The organism is Pseudomonas sp. MHK4 (assembly GCF_054600775.1).
On sequence record NZ_BAAIAK010000028.1, the window covers coordinates 1 to 15391 of the forward strand.

Consider the following 15391-nt stretch of genomic DNA (forward strand, 5'->3'; position numbering starts at 1 on the left):
GGAAAGTATTAATATCGCGCATAAGAACGCCGGTTTGTTAGATGTGTTTGCTCGCACGAACATCATCAATCAAATCGGCGTTCTTGTTTCTGTGTTTCCCAGGATTCCGTGATGAACCTTTTTTATGCCTGCCGGATCAAAGGGTCGAACGCACCCGCCACAACTCCGGGAACAGCACGGTATCGAGCATCTTGCGCAGATAGCCCACCCCTTCCGTGCCGCCAGTGCCAGGCTGGAAGCCGATGATCCGCTCGACCGTGGTGACATGGCGGAAGCGCCACTGGCGGAACGAATCTTCGAGATCGATGAGCTTCTCGGCCAGTTGATAGAGGTCCCAGTAACGCGTCGGATCCTTGTAGACCACGCGCCAGGCCGCTTCGACCGTAGCGTCATGCTGGGTTGGGGCGGTCGGGTCACGCTCGAAACGCTGCGGGTCGATCGTCAGTCCGGCGCTGGCCATCAAGCGAATGGCTTCGTCATACAGCGAAGGGGTGGCGATGGCTTCTTCCAGTTCCTGCAACAGCTCCGGCCGATGGGCGTGAGGACGCAACAGCGTCGCGCTCTTGTTGCCGAGGATGAACTCGATTTCACGGTACTGGAACGACTGGAAGCCCGACGATTGCCCCAGGAAAGGCCTGATCGAGTGGTACTCGGTGGGCGTCATGGTGGCCAGCACCGTCCACGCATGCACCAGCTGATCGAAGATCCGCGAGACCCGCGCCAGCATCTTGAAGGCCGGTGGCAACTCACCCAGCCGAACGTGTTCGCGGGCGGCCTTGAGCTCGTGCAGCATCAGCTTCATCCACAGCTCGGAGGTCTGGTGCTGGATGATGAACAGCATCTCGTTATGGTCCGGCGACAACGGGTGCTGGGCGTTGAGAATACGCCCCAGATCCAGGTAGTCGCCGTAGCTCATGGAGTCAGAAAAATTCAGCTCGGCGTTATGCCATTCATCTGTCTGATTGGCAGGCGAATACGGACATTGGCTCATTGAGCAGGCTCCTCATGTGGCGATGAATTCAGTGGACGCAGGACAGCCCTGACCGGGCTGGCGTCTAGGTTGGCAAAGCGCAGCGGCAGCGCGATCAACTCGTAATCCCCTTCCGGGACATCATCGAGCACGATGCCTTCGAGAATGGCCATGCCGTGACGCGCCACGGCGTTGTGCGCATCCATGGTCTTGGATTGCTGCGGGTCAAGCGACGGCGTGTCGATACCGATCAGTCGCACGCCGAGGCTGGCGAGCAGGTCGACGGTGTCTTTGGCGACCGCGGTGAATTCGGGGTCCCAGGTGGTCTGCGGCGCCTGTTGATAGGTACGCAGCAGGACGCGCTCGGGCAGGTTGGCCAAACGACCTTGCAGTTGCTCAGGATGCACCAGTGCCTCGCTGCCCAGGCAATGCAGCACCCGGCAAGGCCCGATATAGACGTCGAGCGGCACATCGCCGATGGCCGCGCCGTCCTTGCTGTAGTGCAGCGGCGCGTCGACATGGGCGCCGGTGTGCGGCGACAGCGTGATACGCCCGACATTCACCGGGCATTCAGGCCCCAGCGTCCAGACGCGTTCTTCCTGAAACGGCGTATCTCCCGGCCAGGTCGGTGTTGCGGTACTCAAGGGCGGGCTGATGTCCCACCACGACATTGTTTTTTTCATTGCACAGCTCTCGGCCTTTTCCGAAGTGAATGATACGAGCGATACCTGTGCATGTTCTTGCAAAAACCTTCGAAAAAGCCTGGGGCTTTCGCACAAACTGCCAGATATGGGCGGTTTATCGAGTGGAAATTTCAATGGCGCCACAGCCGGTAAGAGGCGTCGAGCCGCTGCGTTTCTGGATACCTCGATGTCGAGCACAGACAACTGATGCCACCCCAGGCCCTATAGGGTGCGACTTCAGTTATCCCACACGCTCGGAGTCATCATGTCCGCACCGATTACCGTACTTCGCGACACCCACCCACTGCCCGTGCTCGATGCCTGCAAATGGGAAAAACTCGAAGGCGACCCGCACACCGTCAACCTCAACGCCTACACCAGCGAAGACGGCAGCAAGATCATGGGCACCTGGATCTGCACGCCGGGCAAATGGTATGTGGAATACGTGAAGTGGGAATACTGCGATTTCCGCGAGGGTTATTGCATCATCACCCCTGAGGGCAAAGAGCCGATCCACCTGCGCGCCGGTGACATTTTCGTCATTGAGCCGGGTATGAAAGGCACCTGGGAAGTGGTGGAAACGGTGCGCAAGTATTTCGTGTTTGCCTGATGCAAAAAAACCGGGAGATCACGCAATGTGATTTCCCGGTAAATGTCGAAGTGCGTACCGCTGTAGGAGCGAGCTTGCTCGCGAAAAACCTGAGAGCACCGCGGGGTGCCAGGCTTCCAGCGTTATCGTTGACGACCATCGCGAGCAAGCTCGCTCCTACAGAGGCTTGCGATAGCTGTTGATGATCGCCGAGAAGTCACTGCCGCCTTCCCCACGCAGGCTCATCGCCTGATACAACTGCTGCGCCACCGCACCCAGCACCACCGGCTGGTGCGCCGATCGCGCTGCTTCCGTGGCCAGCCCCAGGTCCTTGAGCATCAGCTCGGCGCCGAAGCCACCGGTATAGCCGCGCGACGCCGGTGCCGTTTCAACGATGCCCGGCCACGGGTTATACATCTCCGAACTCCAGCAACGGCCGGTGGAGCTGTTGATGATGCCCGCCAGCACCTTGGTGTCGATGCCTAACGCATCACCCAGCGCCATGGCTTCGCTGACGCCGACCATGGAAATGCCCAGCAGCAGGTTGTTGCAGATCTTGGCGATTTGCCCGGTGCCGACTTCGCCGCAATGGACGATGTTGCGGCCCATCTGCGCCAGCACTGGGTGCAAGGTCGCGAACAGTTCCGGGGTCGCGCCGACCATGAAGGTCAAGGTCCCCGCCGCGGCGCCACCGGTGCCACCGGAAACCGGCGCATCGGCCATGGCCACGCCCTGTTTGGCAGCGGCGGCGGCCACGTCACGGGCGGTCTGCGGGTCGATAGTGCTGCAATCCACCGCTGGCACACCCTTGCCGATACCCGCGAGCACACCATCTTCGCCCAGCCAGACACTGCGCACATGCACGGCAGCGGGCAGCATGGTGATCACCAGTTCCGCGCCTTCTGCCGCCTCACGGGCCGACGCGCTGATGCTGCCACCCAGTTGCTCAAGCTCCGCCAGCACGGTTGTGTTCAGGTCGACCAGGCGCAGTGCATGGCCGGCCTTGATCAGGTTGCGCGCCATCGGCGCGCCCATGTTGCCGAGACCGATAAAAGCGATGTTCATGTCCGGCTCCTTAACGCAAGTTGATGGTGGTGTTCACACCGTCGTTGACGCTGTCGTCATCGAACCAGCGGCTGGTGACGGTCTTGGTCTGAGTGTAGAACTGCACCACTTGCTTGCCATACGGGCCGAGGTCGCCGAGCTTGGAACCACGGGAACCGGTGAAGCTGAAGAACGGGACCGGCACCGGAATCGGGATGTTGATGCCGACCTGGCCGACGTCGATTTCGTTCTGGAACTTGCGCGCAGCCGCACCGGACTGGGTGAACAGGCCCGTGCCGTTGCCGAACGGGTTGGCATTGACCAGGGCGATGGCCTCGTCGAGGGTATTCACTTCCAGCACCACCAGCACCGGGCCGAAGATTTCCTGGGTGTAGATCTGCATGTCGGTGGTCACGCCGGAGAACAGGGTCGGGCCGACAAAGTTGCCCTTCTCGTAACCGGGAACCGTGATTTCGCGACCATCCAGTTCCAGCTTGGCGCCTTCCTTGATGCCGCTTTCGATCAGATCAAGAATTCGCTGTTTGGCTTTTTTAGAGATCACCGGGCCGACGTCGGTGCCTGGCTCGCTGCCGGCATTCACCGTCAGTTTCTGCGCCAGCGCTTTGAGATCTGGCAGCCATTGCTTGGCCGCGCCCACCAGCACCACCACCGAGGTGGCCATGCAGCGTTGACCGGCCGCACCGAAACCGGCGCCCACCAGCGCATTCAGCGCTTGCTCGCGATTGGCATCGGGCAGGACCACGGCGTGGTTCTTCGCGCCCATCATCGATTGCACGCGCTTGCCGTGTTTGCCGGCCAGGTCATAGACGTGGGTGCCGACCGCCGTCGAACCGACGAAGGAAACGGCCTTGATGTCCTTGTGGGTGCACAGGGCATCCACCACGTCCTTGCCGCCGTGCACGACGTTGAGCACGCCCGCCGGAATGCCGGCCTCGATGGCCAGCTCCACCAGGAGCATGGTCGACATCGGGTCCTGCTCGGACGGTTTGAGCACGAAGGTGTTGCCGCAGGCGATGGCCATCGGGAACATCCACAGCGGAATCATCGCCGGGAAGTTGAACGGGGTAATGCCGGCGCACACGCCGATAGGCTGGCGCAGGGTGTAGGTATCGACACCGCCTGCGACGTTTTCAGCGAATTCGCCCATTTGCAGGCTGCCGATGGAGCAGGCGTGCTCGACCACTTCCAGGCCACGGAAAATGTCGCCCTCGGCGTCGGCAATGGTTTTGCCCTGCTCGGCGCTCAGGACCGCCGCGATGCGCTTGGAGTGTTCACGAATCAACGCCTGCAGCTTGAGCATGATGCGCATCCGCGCGCCGATCGGCGTCAGCTTCCAGGTCTGGAAGGCGCGATGGGCAGCGCTGATGGCGGCGTCGACTTCTTCAGCGGTGGCAAACGGCACCTTGGCCAGCACCTGTTGGGTGGCCGGGTTGACGATGTCGTGCCATTCGGTGGTCTGGGATTCGACCCACTGGCCGTCGATCAACAGCTTGACCTTTTGTACGGTGGTTTCGTTAGGCGTGAGCGAAGCGTTCATGTGGGTCTCCGGATGTTTGTTTTTATTTCAGGAGCCAAGACGAGAAAGTCGCCTTGAGATGAGGCGTGTGCCGCGAATTGGTGATCGGACTGTTTTTGGAGTATAGATGTGCAAACTTCTAATAAGAACGCACATATAAGCCGGTCCAACATGCAAAAAAACATCACCTCCCTGGGTTCGCTGAACTGGGATGACCTCAAGTTTTTCCTCGAAGTCGCTCGCACCCGCAAGGCCAGCACCGCGGCCAAACGCCTGGCCGTCGACTACACCACCGTGTCGCGGCGCATCAGTTCGCTGGAGGCTTCATTGGGCACCTTGCTGTTCGAGAAATCCCGGACCAGCGGTTTTGTCCTGACCGCCGAAGGCCAGCGCTTGCTGGGGTACGCCGAATCGATCGAAAGCACGCTGCACATGGCCTGCGAGCAGGTGTCGGGCTCCGGGGTGGCGTTGTCCGGCCACGTGCGCATGGGCTGCACCGAAGGGTTCGGGAGCTTTTTCATTACCCCGCAGCTGAGCCATTTCGTCGACGCCTACCCGGCAATCTCGGTGGACATCCTGCCGCTGCCGCACTTCATCAGCCTGTCCAAGCGCGAGGCCGACATCGTCATCGCCCTGGAGCGCCCGGAACACGGGCCCTACGTCTGCTGCAAACTGACCGACTACCGCCTGCAGCTGTATGCGACCCAGGAATACCTCGACAAACATCCGGCCATCCGCCGCCCGGCCGACCTGGGCAAACATTCGTTCATCAGTTATGTCGATGACCTGGCGTTCAGCTCCGAGCTGCTGTACCTGGCCAACGTGCTCCCCGGCGCCAGCGCCAATCTGCGTAGCACCAGCGTGATCGCGCAGTTCGTGGCCGCGCAGCAAGGGCGATCGCTGGCCATCCTGCCGTGCTTCCTCGCCGCGCAGGACCCACGGTTGCTCCCGGTGTTGCCACAGGAAATCAACATCACCCGGCAGTTCTGGATGTATTGCCGGGAGGACCTGCGCAAGCTCAAGCGGATCACCCTGTTGTGGGATTACATCCGCGCGGTGACCGAGCGGAACCAGGCCCTGTTGATGGGGGAAAGTCGGCAGATGTTGTTTGCCGACTGAGCGACGCTTTCAGTCGCCCCCTTCCTTGAGCTCCAGCATCAGCCCGCTCAAGCGCTTGACCCGGCGCCGCACCGCTTCTTCGAAGACGTCTGCCCGCGGCTCGATCAAGGTGAACCAGTCCTTGGCCCGGGTGATGCCGGTGTAGATCAGCTCCTTGGTGAGCACCGGGTTCAGGGCATCGGGCAGGATCAAGGCGGTGTGGGCGAATTCCGAACCCTGGGACTTATGCACGGTCATGGCGTAGACGGTTTCGACATCGTTGAGGCGGCTGGGCAACACAAAACGTACGCCGCCCTGGCCGTCGTTCCTCGGGAACGCGACCCGCAGCACCAGTTTCCCGGCCTCGGGTCCCTCGCGTTCGGGAAGCTTGAGGGCGATGCCGATGTCGCCGTTCATCAAGCCAAGACCGTAATCGTTGCGGGTCATCAGCACCGGCCGGCCTTCGTACCACTGCTGGTCGGTGTCGATCAGCCGCGCCTTGAGCAAGGCGTCGGTCACCCGCTGGTTCAAGCCTTCCACACCCCATGGCCCTTTGCGCACAGCGCACAACAACTGGAAAGCGTCGAACGCCTGCAGGACCTGCCGCGCCCAATCGGTCCAGCGTGGGTCTTCCAGGGGGCAATCGAGCGCTGGGCGCTGGTTGCGCAGCAGGCTCAAGTAATACCGGTAGCCTTGCGGCCCTTCACCATGACCGTCGAGTAACAGGCGTTCCAGTGCCCGATCCTGTTCATTCTTGAGGGACAGGCAGAACACATCGTCGTGGCTGCGCGCCGCCAGCAATTTGCGCGCTTGCGCCGGCTGTTGCTGGTTCACCCAACGGGCCAGTTGGCCAATGCCGCTGCCTTCGCCGAAGCGTCGCGAGTGGCGCAACATCACCACTTGCTGGGCCAGTGGATGGGTGCCCTGGGTATCTTCTTGCAACCCGCTGGCTTCAAGGCTCTCGCCACTGACGGTCTGCAGCCACTGGCGAGTCTGCGGGTTATACCAACCCGCTTCGGCGTCGCGACACAGGTCGCCCAGCACGGCACCGGCCTCCACCGACGCCAGCTGGTCCTTGTCCCCCAACAGCACCAGGCGGGCGTGGGCCGGCAGCGCATCGAGCAGGTTGGCCATCATTTCCAGATCGATCATCGACGCTTCGTCCACCACCAATACATCCAGCGGCAAGTGATTGCCGGCGTGGTGGCGGAAATGCCGGGTCCCCGGGCGGCTGCCGAGCAGGCGGTGCACGGTGGTGACATCGGAGGGGATTTTTTCGCGGATGGCTTCAGTGACTTTCAGCGTGCGCACTTGCGCACTGATGGATTCGGTCAGCCGCGCCGCGGCCTTGCCGGTCGGCGCGGCGAGACGAATGCGCAGTGGCTTGCCCGCCTCTACTGCCGGGGCCTGGAGTAATGCGAGCAAACGCACGACCGTGGTGGTCTTGCCGGTGCCCGGGCCTCCGGTGACGATACTGAAGGCGCTGCGAGTCGCCAGGGCACAGGCGAGTTTTTGCCAGTCGATGACCTCACCAGGCCTGGCCGGACCAAACAGACCTGTGAGGCGTTGCAACAGGTCCTGCGGGGCGTCTTCCTGCGTCGCCAGGCGCTCACGCAACGCGTTGTCGATACGTCGCTCGTAGGCCCAGTAGCGCCGCAGGTACAGGCGCTTGCCAGCCAACACCAAGGGCCGCTGCTGCACGCTGTCACGTTCGTCCGCGGCCAAGGCGACCAGGCTGCTCGACGCCAAAACCCTGCACCAATGGACGCCATCCAGGGTTTCCAGCAGCTGCGAGGGCAGCAACATCGCGCCACCCTGCAGGTCGCCTTCCGGGGGCAGCGACAGGGCGAAGTCCGGCTCCTTGAGTGTCTCGAACAGGTCCAGGCACACATGCCCGTGCCCCAACTGGTGACTGGTCAATGCCGCCGCCAGCAGCACCAGCGGATCATCGGCCGGGGCCAGCTCGTGAAGAAAGCCGACGAAGGCCTTGTCCAGTGCGCGCAACCAACCGCGCTCGACCCAGCGCGAGAGCAGCAGCAACAAGTCTTCGGCACGGCTCAAAGGGCGAAGTTGCGCCAGGCTGTCGGCGCTCAGCGGCGTCGCCAGCACATCGGCGAAGGTTCGGTTCATAGCAGTACTCCCTGTTCCCAGGCGGGTTCGACCCTGGGTTGCGGCTTGCCCTGAAACAGGCGGTCCAGTTGCTCGATCAGCGTTCGCGGTGGACGGGCGAAATACACGCCCTGGCTCGGCGCACGCGTCCCCCGCAGGAACAGGTACAGCGCGCCTCCAACATGCCGGTCGTAATCGTAATCGGCAAGCCGGGCCTTGAGCTGGCGATGCAAGGCCAGGAGGTACAACACGTATTGCAGGTCGTAGCGGTTGTCGAGGATCGACTGCTCCATGGCCTGCGCGGTATAGGCCGCGTCGTCGACCCCAAGCCAGTTGGATTTGTAGTCGGCGACGTAGTAGCGGCCGTCATGCTCGAACGTCAGGTCGATGAAACCCTTGAACATGCCATTGAGCAACACCGGTTCCGCGGCCACCCGAGGCACTCCGTTGTGGGTGTATTGGCACACCAGGGCATCGAGCTTGAGCACGTCGACCTTGTGGCTGGCGAACCAGAATTCCATCTCGACCTGGTATTGGGTCAACTGCGCGAAAACCACCGGTGCCTCGCTACCCAGGGGCAACGGCGAATTGAGCAGGTGCTGCAACCACTCACTCAGCGTGGTGATCCAGCCTTCCCAGCCTCGGCGATTGCAGCGACGGGCAATCGCGTCTTCCACCGCTTGCGGGTTGGCTGCAAACCCTTCGCCACCGGCCCATTCGAGCAACCCGTGGAGAAAGGTGCCCGGATTCGGGCCACGGGGGAATCGATGGATGTCGGCACCGCCGGTCACCATTTCGCGGGGGGCGTGCGGATCAAGGCGTTCGTCGTCGAAGAGTTTCTGTGCCTGCGGATTTTCGGGTGCCTGGTCACTGCCGATGCTCAGGCTGTCGCCAATGCGCAAGGCGCTGTAGGAGGCAATCCACCAGTTTTCACTGGCCTTGCGCTGCACCGTCAACGGGGCCAGCAACGCCGCGGTGTTCTGCGGTGGATGGTAAGACTCAAGGCTGGCCTCAGGCATTTCGCCGTAGCCAATCGCCGGGCAGCCCTGTTGCAGGTCCCGCAACCAGGCCTGCAAGCCCGCCGACTCGTTCAGGCAAGCACCGCCGCCCAACAGATAGCCCAGCGCCGACCGGTGCAGCACCGAGCTGTTGTTACTGCCGCGCTTGAGATCCGCCACGCCCAACCAGCAGGCGTGCTGGGCCCGGGTCAGGGCTACGTACAGCAGGCGCAGGTCTTCAGCCAGGCGCTCGTCATCGGCCAGGGCAATCAGTTCGGGCGTGGGGTTCAGGGTCACCTGGGCCTTGCCCGTGGCGTCGTGGTAGTGCAAGGGCAGACGGCTGCCATCCACCGGTTTGGCCGAGCAAATGAACGGCAGGAACACCAACGGGTACTCAAGTCCCTTGGACTTGTGGATGGTCACGACCTTGACCAGTTGTTCATCGCTTTCCAGGCGCAGGATCTGCTCTTCACCGGCCTGGCCGGACAATGCCAGGTGCTCGGACAAATGCCGGATCAAGGCCTGCTCGCCGTCCAGTTCGGCGGCCGCCTGTTGCAGCAACTCGGACAGGTGTAACAGATTGGTCAGCATCCGCTCGCCATCGCTGCGCGCCATCAATGCCTGGGGCAGCTTGAAGTCATGCAGCAAGCGTCGCAGCATCGGCAACACACCCTGCTTGCGCCATAGCTCGCGATAACGGCGGAACTGCATGACCCGGGCTTCCCAGGCCAGTTCGTCCTGGTTCAACTGCTCCAGCTCGGCCAACGACAGGTTCAGCGTGATACTGGCCAGTGCAGCCCGCAGTGGCCGCTCGACGTCCGGCTCGGCGCAGGCCTTGAGCCAGGTCAGCACGTCGTGGGCTTCCTGCGCGGCGAACACCGAGTCCTTGTCCGACAGATAAACGCTGCGCACGCCGCGGGCAGAAAGCTCGGCACGCACCGCCTGGGCTTCCTTGCCGTCGCGCACGAGGATGGCGATGTCCGCCGGCATCAGGCCTTTGAGCGCCTGGTCGTCACGCACGAACCCCGCCAGGCCTTGTTGCCCGCCGTTGAGCAAGGCAGTGATTTCACTGGCACAGGCGGCAGCCAGTTGCTGGCGATAGACCGCACCGGACAACGGCTGCTCGGCCGACAGGTGCCAGATGTTCAGCGCCGGCACGGCCTGCTGATTGATGCGCAGGACTTCCTTGCGCCCCTGGGACTCGACTGGCAGGAACGGTACCGGGTTGTCGCCATTTTTTTCCCGGAACAGAAAGGCCCCGCGCCCCGACTCGCGGGACTCGGCACAGGCGAATACATGGTTCACGGCACTGACCATGCCATGGCTCGATCGAAAGTTGGTGCCCAGGGTATGCAGGCGACCAGTGGTGGCCTGACGGGCGCGCAGGTAGGTGTAGATGTCGGCGCCGCGGAAGGCGTAGATCGCCTGCTTCGGGTCGCCGATCAGGAACAGTCCGCTGTCGGGGCTGTTGTCTTCAATGCGGTAGATGCTCTCGAAGATCCGGTACTGCACCGGATCGGTGTCCTGGAATTCGTCGATCAGCGCCACCGGGAACTGCTCGCGGATCAAGGTCGCCAGGCGATCGCCGCCCTCGCTTTGCAGCGCCGCGTCCAGGCGCAGCAACATGTCGTCGAAGCCCATTTCCGCGCGGCGGCGCTTTTCCTCTTCGAAGCGCGCGCCCACCCAATGGGCAGCGTGTTGCAGCACGGCGGCATCGGGTGTCGGCAAGCCATCGAGACAGACCTTGAGCCCGGGCATGGCGTCCAGGCCCGGGTGATCGGGCGCTGGGCCCTTTTTCCAGGCCTCTGCCATGCCGTCGGGGGTCAGGCGGGTGAAGCCGGTGCCGATGTCCAGTTGTTCAAGGGTCTCGTCTTCGGCCCAGGCTTTGATTTTCTCGAACCAGGGCTCGAAATACCGCGCCTGCATCTTGCGCCCGTCGACACTCTTGCTGGCGACGCCCTCGTGACACAGGGCCAGCAACTCGTCGGCCCACTGGCGCCACGGCATCTTGAGCTCAAGCAAGGCGGCTCGGCGCTCCTGCAAACACTCGTCGATCAATTGCGCCGGCTCAACACCGGCGAGGGTGTCGCGCGCGCTGGCGAACAGTCCGCGGATGCGCGGTAACAAGACGGCCGGCCCGCCCCAGTTGCCGCGCACCCAGTTCAACGCATCGCCTTGCATCGGATAACAGAACAGCCGCCAGTAATCGCGCAGGACTTCACCGAGCAGATCGCTGTGGTCGGTTTCCAGGGTCTGGGTAAACAGGCTGCCGCTGTCAAAGGCGTGCTCGCGCAACATACGCTGGCACCAACTGTGGATGGTCGACACCGCCGCCTCATCCATCCATTGCGCGGCGATGTCCAGGCGATTGGCGCACCCGGGCCACTGCTCGGGCGCGTACTCTTCCCGCAGCTGGTTGATCAGCGCATCGGGGGCCGGCGTTTCGTCGCGGAAAAACCGTGCGGCTTCCGCCAGGCGCGTGCGAATGCGTTCGCGCAGCTCTTTGGTGGCTGCATCGGTAAAGGTCACCACGAGGATTTGTGGCGGCAGCAGTTCACGGCCGAAACCACAGGGCTCTCCACCGTGACCAAGGACCAGGCGCAGGTACAGTGCGGAAATGGTGAAAGTCTTGCCGGTACCGGCACTGGCCTCAATCAATTGACTGCCGCGCAGCGGGAACGCCAGGGCCAAGGGGGTCTGGGTGGTCATGGGCGGGGCTCCTCGCTGGACACTGAACGCCAAGGGGCCTCAAGCAGCGGTCGATACAGGGCGTCACACCAATCGGCGAACGTTTCGTCGGCAACCAGGGCGTCGTAATCGGCGAACTGACGCGCGAGCGCCACGCTTTCGCGGCGCTCGCCGTCGGTGGTCAAGCCATCTCCCTCGTAGGCCTTGCGGGCAGCCGCCTGGGCTTTGAGCGGATCGGTTTGGCCGAGCCAGGCAAAGGCGGTCTTGACCGCAATCGGCAGGGGCTGGCGCATGCCTGCTTGCCAGGCCAGCAACAGATCGCCCAGGATTCGCAAGGCACGCTCCCGGTCAATCGGATCGAGTATCAGGCTGTCGTCACTGGCCACCAGGGCCGTGGTCATCGCCATGCCGCTGGCGCATGCCATCAGGTGGTTGATCCACGGCCGCGTCAGCCGATGCCATTTGCGCGACTTGATCGAACCTATGCTGTTGGGGATCGTCGTGACCGACAGCAAGCCACAGTCAGCACGTTGATGCAGGCCACTGAGCCAGCCCTCGATACGCAGGCCGTCCACTTGCAGATTGACGGGCTGGGCGCTGGTCAGCGGCGTTGGCCACAAGGCCAGGAGCTGCTGATAACGCGCGAGCAGATCCGGCAGAGGTTCGATCAACTCCCGTTGCAGGCATTCGCCAAACCCCGCCATGGGCAGCAGCCCGCTGTTTTGCAGGCGACTGGCCTGCGCCTCCAGTATCCGCTCGGAGTTATCCAGGTCGGCCAGTGCCGCGCCAAGCAAGCTGTCGCTCAGGCTGTAGCGTTGCAAGGCATCGAGGACAAAGGGCTCTTCATCGGCCAAAGGCACTTCGGCCGCCTCGAAGAACACCTTCAAGCGCTGACTGAAGAAGTGGCGCACCGGGTTGCGCAGGAAATCCTGCAGCTGCCCCAGACTCAACGGCTCCTCCTGGACGTGGGCATCCAGCAACTCGGGGCCAGGCGCCTGCTCGCAGGCTTGATGGAGCACCTGCCACTCGCTGGCATAGCTGAACAGGGCATCGCCCTGGTGGAAGTAACGGGCACTGAAGGGTTGCAGCGGGTGCTCCTGGGTCATGGCTTCAAGCAGATCTTCCTCGACATCGGCCAACCGCCAGCCACTGGCCAGATGGTCACGGAGCTGGCCGATGAGCACCGAGGCCGGGCGCTCGCTGTTATCGCGAATGCTGCGACCGACCCAGCTGACGTAGAGTTGATCGCGCGCCGACAGCAGCGCTTCCAGCAGCAAATAGCGGTCATCCTCACGCCGCGAGCGATCGCCGGGGCGGTAGTCGCTGCCCATGAGGTCGAAATCCAGCGGCGGCTGTGCCCGCGGGTAATCGCCATCGTTCATCCCCAGCAAGCACACCAGCTTGAACGGGATCGCGCGCATGGGCATCAGGGTGCAGAAGTTGACCGCGCCGGCCAGAAAGCGCTGCGACAAACGCCCTTGATCGAGACCGGCCAGCCAGGCTTCACGGACGACGGTCAGCGTCAGCTCATCGTGCAAGCCGACTGACTCGCAGTTCTCCAGCCAGGTTTCACGCAAGGTCTGCAGCTGCGTCAGCAAATATTCGTCGTGCTCGTTACTGGCCTGGAAGAACAGTGACACCAATGCCTGCAGGCGCAGGCTCCACTCCTGCGGCGATGCCGGTTGAGTGAGTTCGTGGTGCGCGATTTCCAACGCATCCAGCAGCGCAACCAGCGGGCCGATGAGCGCGGCATCCAGGCCACCGATTTCGTCGTAGGGTTCGATGCCGCCACAGGCACCGGAACTGCCAACGGCGTAGCCGAGCAACATCCGTCGCAGGCCGAAGCGCCAACTGTTTTGCTCCAGCGCCTCAGGCAAGCCAAGGCCTGCACGTTGCTCGGCATTCATCCCCCAGCGGATGCCTGCCCCTTCGATCCAGCGGTGCAGGGTTGGCAGGTCACGTTCCTCTACGCCGAAACGCTCCCGAAGCGCGGGGACGTCGAGCAGGTCGAGAATCTCGCTGACCGGGAAACGGCTGTCTGGCAGCTTGAGCAAATGCTCGACCGCAATCAGCAACGGATCACGACCGCGCTGACCCTGGTCGGCGAGGGTGAAGGGTATGAAGCGCGGGTCGTGGCGTTCAAGCTGGCCAAATACAGCGCGGATGTGTGGGGCATAGGCATCGATGTCCGGGACCATGACGATCACATCCCGGGGCCGCAACAACGGATCGGCGCTGAAACGCGCGAGCAACTGATCGTGAAGGATCTCCACTTCGCGCTGGGCGCTGTGGGCAACGTGGAAGCGGATCGACGAGTCTTTCTGCAAGTCCACCGCCGGCCAGCGCTCACGGGTTTCGCCCAGCGGACGCAACTCGAGGATATCGTCCTGCAACTGGTTGAGCATGTGCAGTGGCTGGCTGTCGCTGAACAGGTCGATGCGCCCGTCACGAAACGCCGAACGATAGCTGTTGGGATCGTCGTAGCTGTCGAGCAGGTTAATGTAGTCCCGCCCCTGCTTGCCCCATGCCGCCAGTAACGGATGGGCGTGTTGATGCAGGGTTTGCGGGTCGAGCACACCCGGCATGCCGCTCTTGCGCGCCTGCCGTTTGTATTGATGGCGCAGCAGGTCTTTGTCGGCGACGATGTCTGCCCAATGGTGCCGACAGGGGTTGTGCACGCACAGCAGCACCTGGCTGAATCTAGCCAACCCGGCCAAGGCCTCAAGGGCTTGGGCGGGCAGGGAGGAAATGCCGAACACGATGACCCGTGACGGTAATCCGCGGGGAGCAACGTCGAGGCTGTTGATGCGTTCGATAAACCGCTGATGCACGCCGGCACGGCTTTGCGCCATTCCTTCCTCACCGACATCCAGCAACAGTGCACGCCACAACTCCGCCTGCCAGGCATTGGCCGCAGTCAGTGGCTTGGCTTCTCCCCTGCCGTTGCGTAACTGGTGACGACCTTCGGCCCAGTCTTCGAGCCAATCGGCGCGGTACACCTGGTACTGGTCGAACAGATCCGCCAGGCGCTCGGCCAATTGATAGCGCTTGCGCAAATCGGTGTCATTTGTGAGAAAGCGTTGTAGCGGCTCGAAGTGCGGCTGATTGATCAACTGCGGCAGCAGGCGCATCAGGCGCCAGGTCAGGGGGGCTTTGTCCAGCAGCGACTTGGCAGGGATTTCATCGCGACCCAGGACCATCCGATAGAGCTGCCACATGAAACTGCCGGGCAACTGCACGTCGATGGCGGCGGCGATTCCGCAGCCGCCCATGTCGTCATCTTCAGCGTCTTCGGCCAATGCCAGCTTCAGCCACTGGGCGATGCCGTTGCTCTGCACCAGGGCGATCTCATTTTCCAGGGGAGCCAGCGGGTAGCGCCGCATCCAGCTCACTACCAGGCTGCGTAACTCGTCCAGGCGATTGCCGTGAACCACCATAAAACCAGCACTGAGGGACGTTGCGTCCGGCATAAAGGCTTCCTTGGAAAGCGCAAATCGAGGGAGGACTTTAGCATTGAAGGCGAGTTGCTTCATTGTAGGAGCGAGCTTGCTCGCGCCTGCAGGAAAAGGCACCCCAAAAACAAAACCCCTACCTGCATGCGCAGATAGGGGTTTTGGAATTTAATCTTGACGATGACCTACTCTCACATGGGGAAACCCCACACTACCATCGGCG

9 protein-coding genes are annotated in these 15391 nt (G+C 62.6%); 2 read left to right on the forward strand and 7 right to left on the reverse strand.

Features of this window, described 5'->3' with window-relative positions; genetic code table 11:
• Nucleotides 1-136: 136 nt before the first annotated feature.
• The gene (gene kynA / locus ACYP2Q_RS31010; RefSeq protein ID WP_459734003.1) at nucleotides 137-991 is read right to left on the reverse strand and encodes a tryptophan 2,3-dioxygenase; all 855 of its coding nucleotides are present in this window, start codon (nucleotides 989-991) and stop codon (nucleotides 137-139) included.
• Nucleotides 988-1653, reverse strand: coding sequence for an arylformamidase (gene kynB / locus ACYP2Q_RS31015; RefSeq protein WP_459734004.1), 666 nt, complete (start codon nucleotides 1651-1653; stop codon nucleotides 988-990). Before kynB ends, kynA begins: the two co-directional genes overlap by 4 nt.
• Nucleotides 1654-1918: 265 nt before the next feature.
• Here kynB and ACYP2Q_RS31020 point away from each other — a divergent pair, with 265 nt between their 5' ends.
• Nucleotides 1919-2263 (forward strand): cupin domain-containing protein, encoded by a 345-nt coding sequence (locus tag ACYP2Q_RS31020; RefSeq protein WP_008024653.1) that lies wholly within the window; start codon nucleotides 1919-1921, stop codon nucleotides 2261-2263.
• A 156-nt stretch (nucleotides 2264-2419) separates the two neighbouring features.
• On the opposite strand, the gene mmsB is transcribed toward ACYP2Q_RS31020, so the two are convergent.
• Complete coding sequence (mmsB, locus tag ACYP2Q_RS31025) at nucleotides 2420-3307, reverse strand: 3-hydroxyisobutyrate dehydrogenase (RefSeq protein WP_459734005.1); 888 nt, start codon at nucleotides 3305-3307, stop codon at nucleotides 2420-2422.
• A 10-nt stretch (nucleotides 3308-3317) separates the two neighbouring features.
• Nucleotides 3318-4844 (reverse strand): CoA-acylating methylmalonate-semialdehyde dehydrogenase, encoded by a 1527-nt coding sequence (locus ACYP2Q_RS31030; protein ID WP_459734006.1) that lies wholly within the window; start codon nucleotides 4842-4844, stop codon nucleotides 3318-3320.
• A gap of 150 nt (nucleotides 4845-4994) precedes the next feature.
• Between ACYP2Q_RS31030 and ACYP2Q_RS31035 the strand changes: the two genes are divergently transcribed.
• On the forward strand, nucleotides 4995-5942 hold the full coding sequence (locus ACYP2Q_RS31035) for a LysR family transcriptional regulator (RefSeq protein WP_459734007.1): 948 nt from the start codon (nucleotides 4995-4997) through the stop codon (nucleotides 5940-5942).
• Between the two features lie 9 nt (nucleotides 5943-5951).
• On the opposite strand, the gene recD is transcribed toward ACYP2Q_RS31035, so the two are convergent.
• From recD to recC, 3 genes are read right to left on the reverse strand one after another with little or no spacing between them, the layout of a single operon-like run.
• The gene (gene recD, locus ACYP2Q_RS31040; protein ID WP_459734008.1) at nucleotides 5952-8051 is read right to left on the reverse strand and encodes an exodeoxyribonuclease V subunit alpha; all 2100 of its coding nucleotides are present in this window, start codon (nucleotides 8049-8051) and stop codon (nucleotides 5952-5954) included.
• Entirely contained in the window at nucleotides 8048-11737 is a 3690-nt protein-coding gene (gene recB, locus ACYP2Q_RS31045; protein ID WP_459734009.1) for an exodeoxyribonuclease V subunit beta, read from the reverse strand. The genes recD and recB overlap by 4 nt, the downstream gene beginning before the upstream one ends.
• Nucleotides 11734-15186 carry an exodeoxyribonuclease V subunit gamma gene (recC, locus tag ACYP2Q_RS31050; protein ID WP_459734010.1) on the reverse strand — a complete coding sequence of 1151 codons (3453 nt, stop codon included), beginning with the start codon at nucleotides 15184-15186 and terminating at the stop codon, nucleotides 11734-11736. Before recC ends, recB begins: the two co-directional genes overlap by 4 nt.
• Nucleotides 15187-15391: the final 205 nt, after the last annotated feature.

What these genes read in the sequence shown, in the direction of transcription:
- kynA (WP_459734003.1), bottom strand. Translation starts at nt 991, where the DNA reads ATGAGCCAATGTCCGTATTCGCCTGCCAATCAGACAGATGAATGGCAT.
- ACYP2Q_RS31020 (WP_008024653.1), top strand. Translation starts at nt 1,919, where the DNA reads ATGTCCGCACCGATTACCGTACTTCGCGACACCCACCCACTGCCCGTG.
- recB (WP_459734009.1), bottom strand. Translation starts at nt 11,737, where the DNA reads ATGACCACCCAGACCCCCTTGGCCCTGGCGTTCCCGCTGCGCGGCAGT.
- mmsB (WP_459734005.1), bottom strand. Translation starts at nt 3,307, where the DNA reads ATGAACATCGCTTTTATCGGTCTCGGCAACATGGGCGCGCCGATGGCG.
- ACYP2Q_RS31030 (WP_459734006.1), bottom strand. Translation starts at nt 4,844, where the DNA reads ATGAACGCTTCGCTCACGCCTAACGAAACCACCGTACAAAAGGTCAAG.
- recC (WP_459734010.1), bottom strand. Translation starts at nt 15,186, where the DNA reads ATGCCGGACGCAACGTCCCTCAGTGCTGGTTTTATGGTGGTTCACGGC.
- kynB (WP_459734004.1), bottom strand. Translation starts at nt 1,653, where the DNA reads ATGAAAAAAACAATGTCGTGGTGGGACATCAGCCCGCCCTTGAGTACC.
- ACYP2Q_RS31035 (WP_459734007.1), top strand. Translation starts at nt 4,995, where the DNA reads ATGCAAAAAAACATCACCTCCCTGGGTTCGCTGAACTGGGATGACCTC.
- recD (WP_459734008.1), bottom strand. Translation starts at nt 8,051, where the DNA reads ATGAACCGAACCTTCGCCGATGTGCTGGCGACGCCGCTGAGCGCCGAC.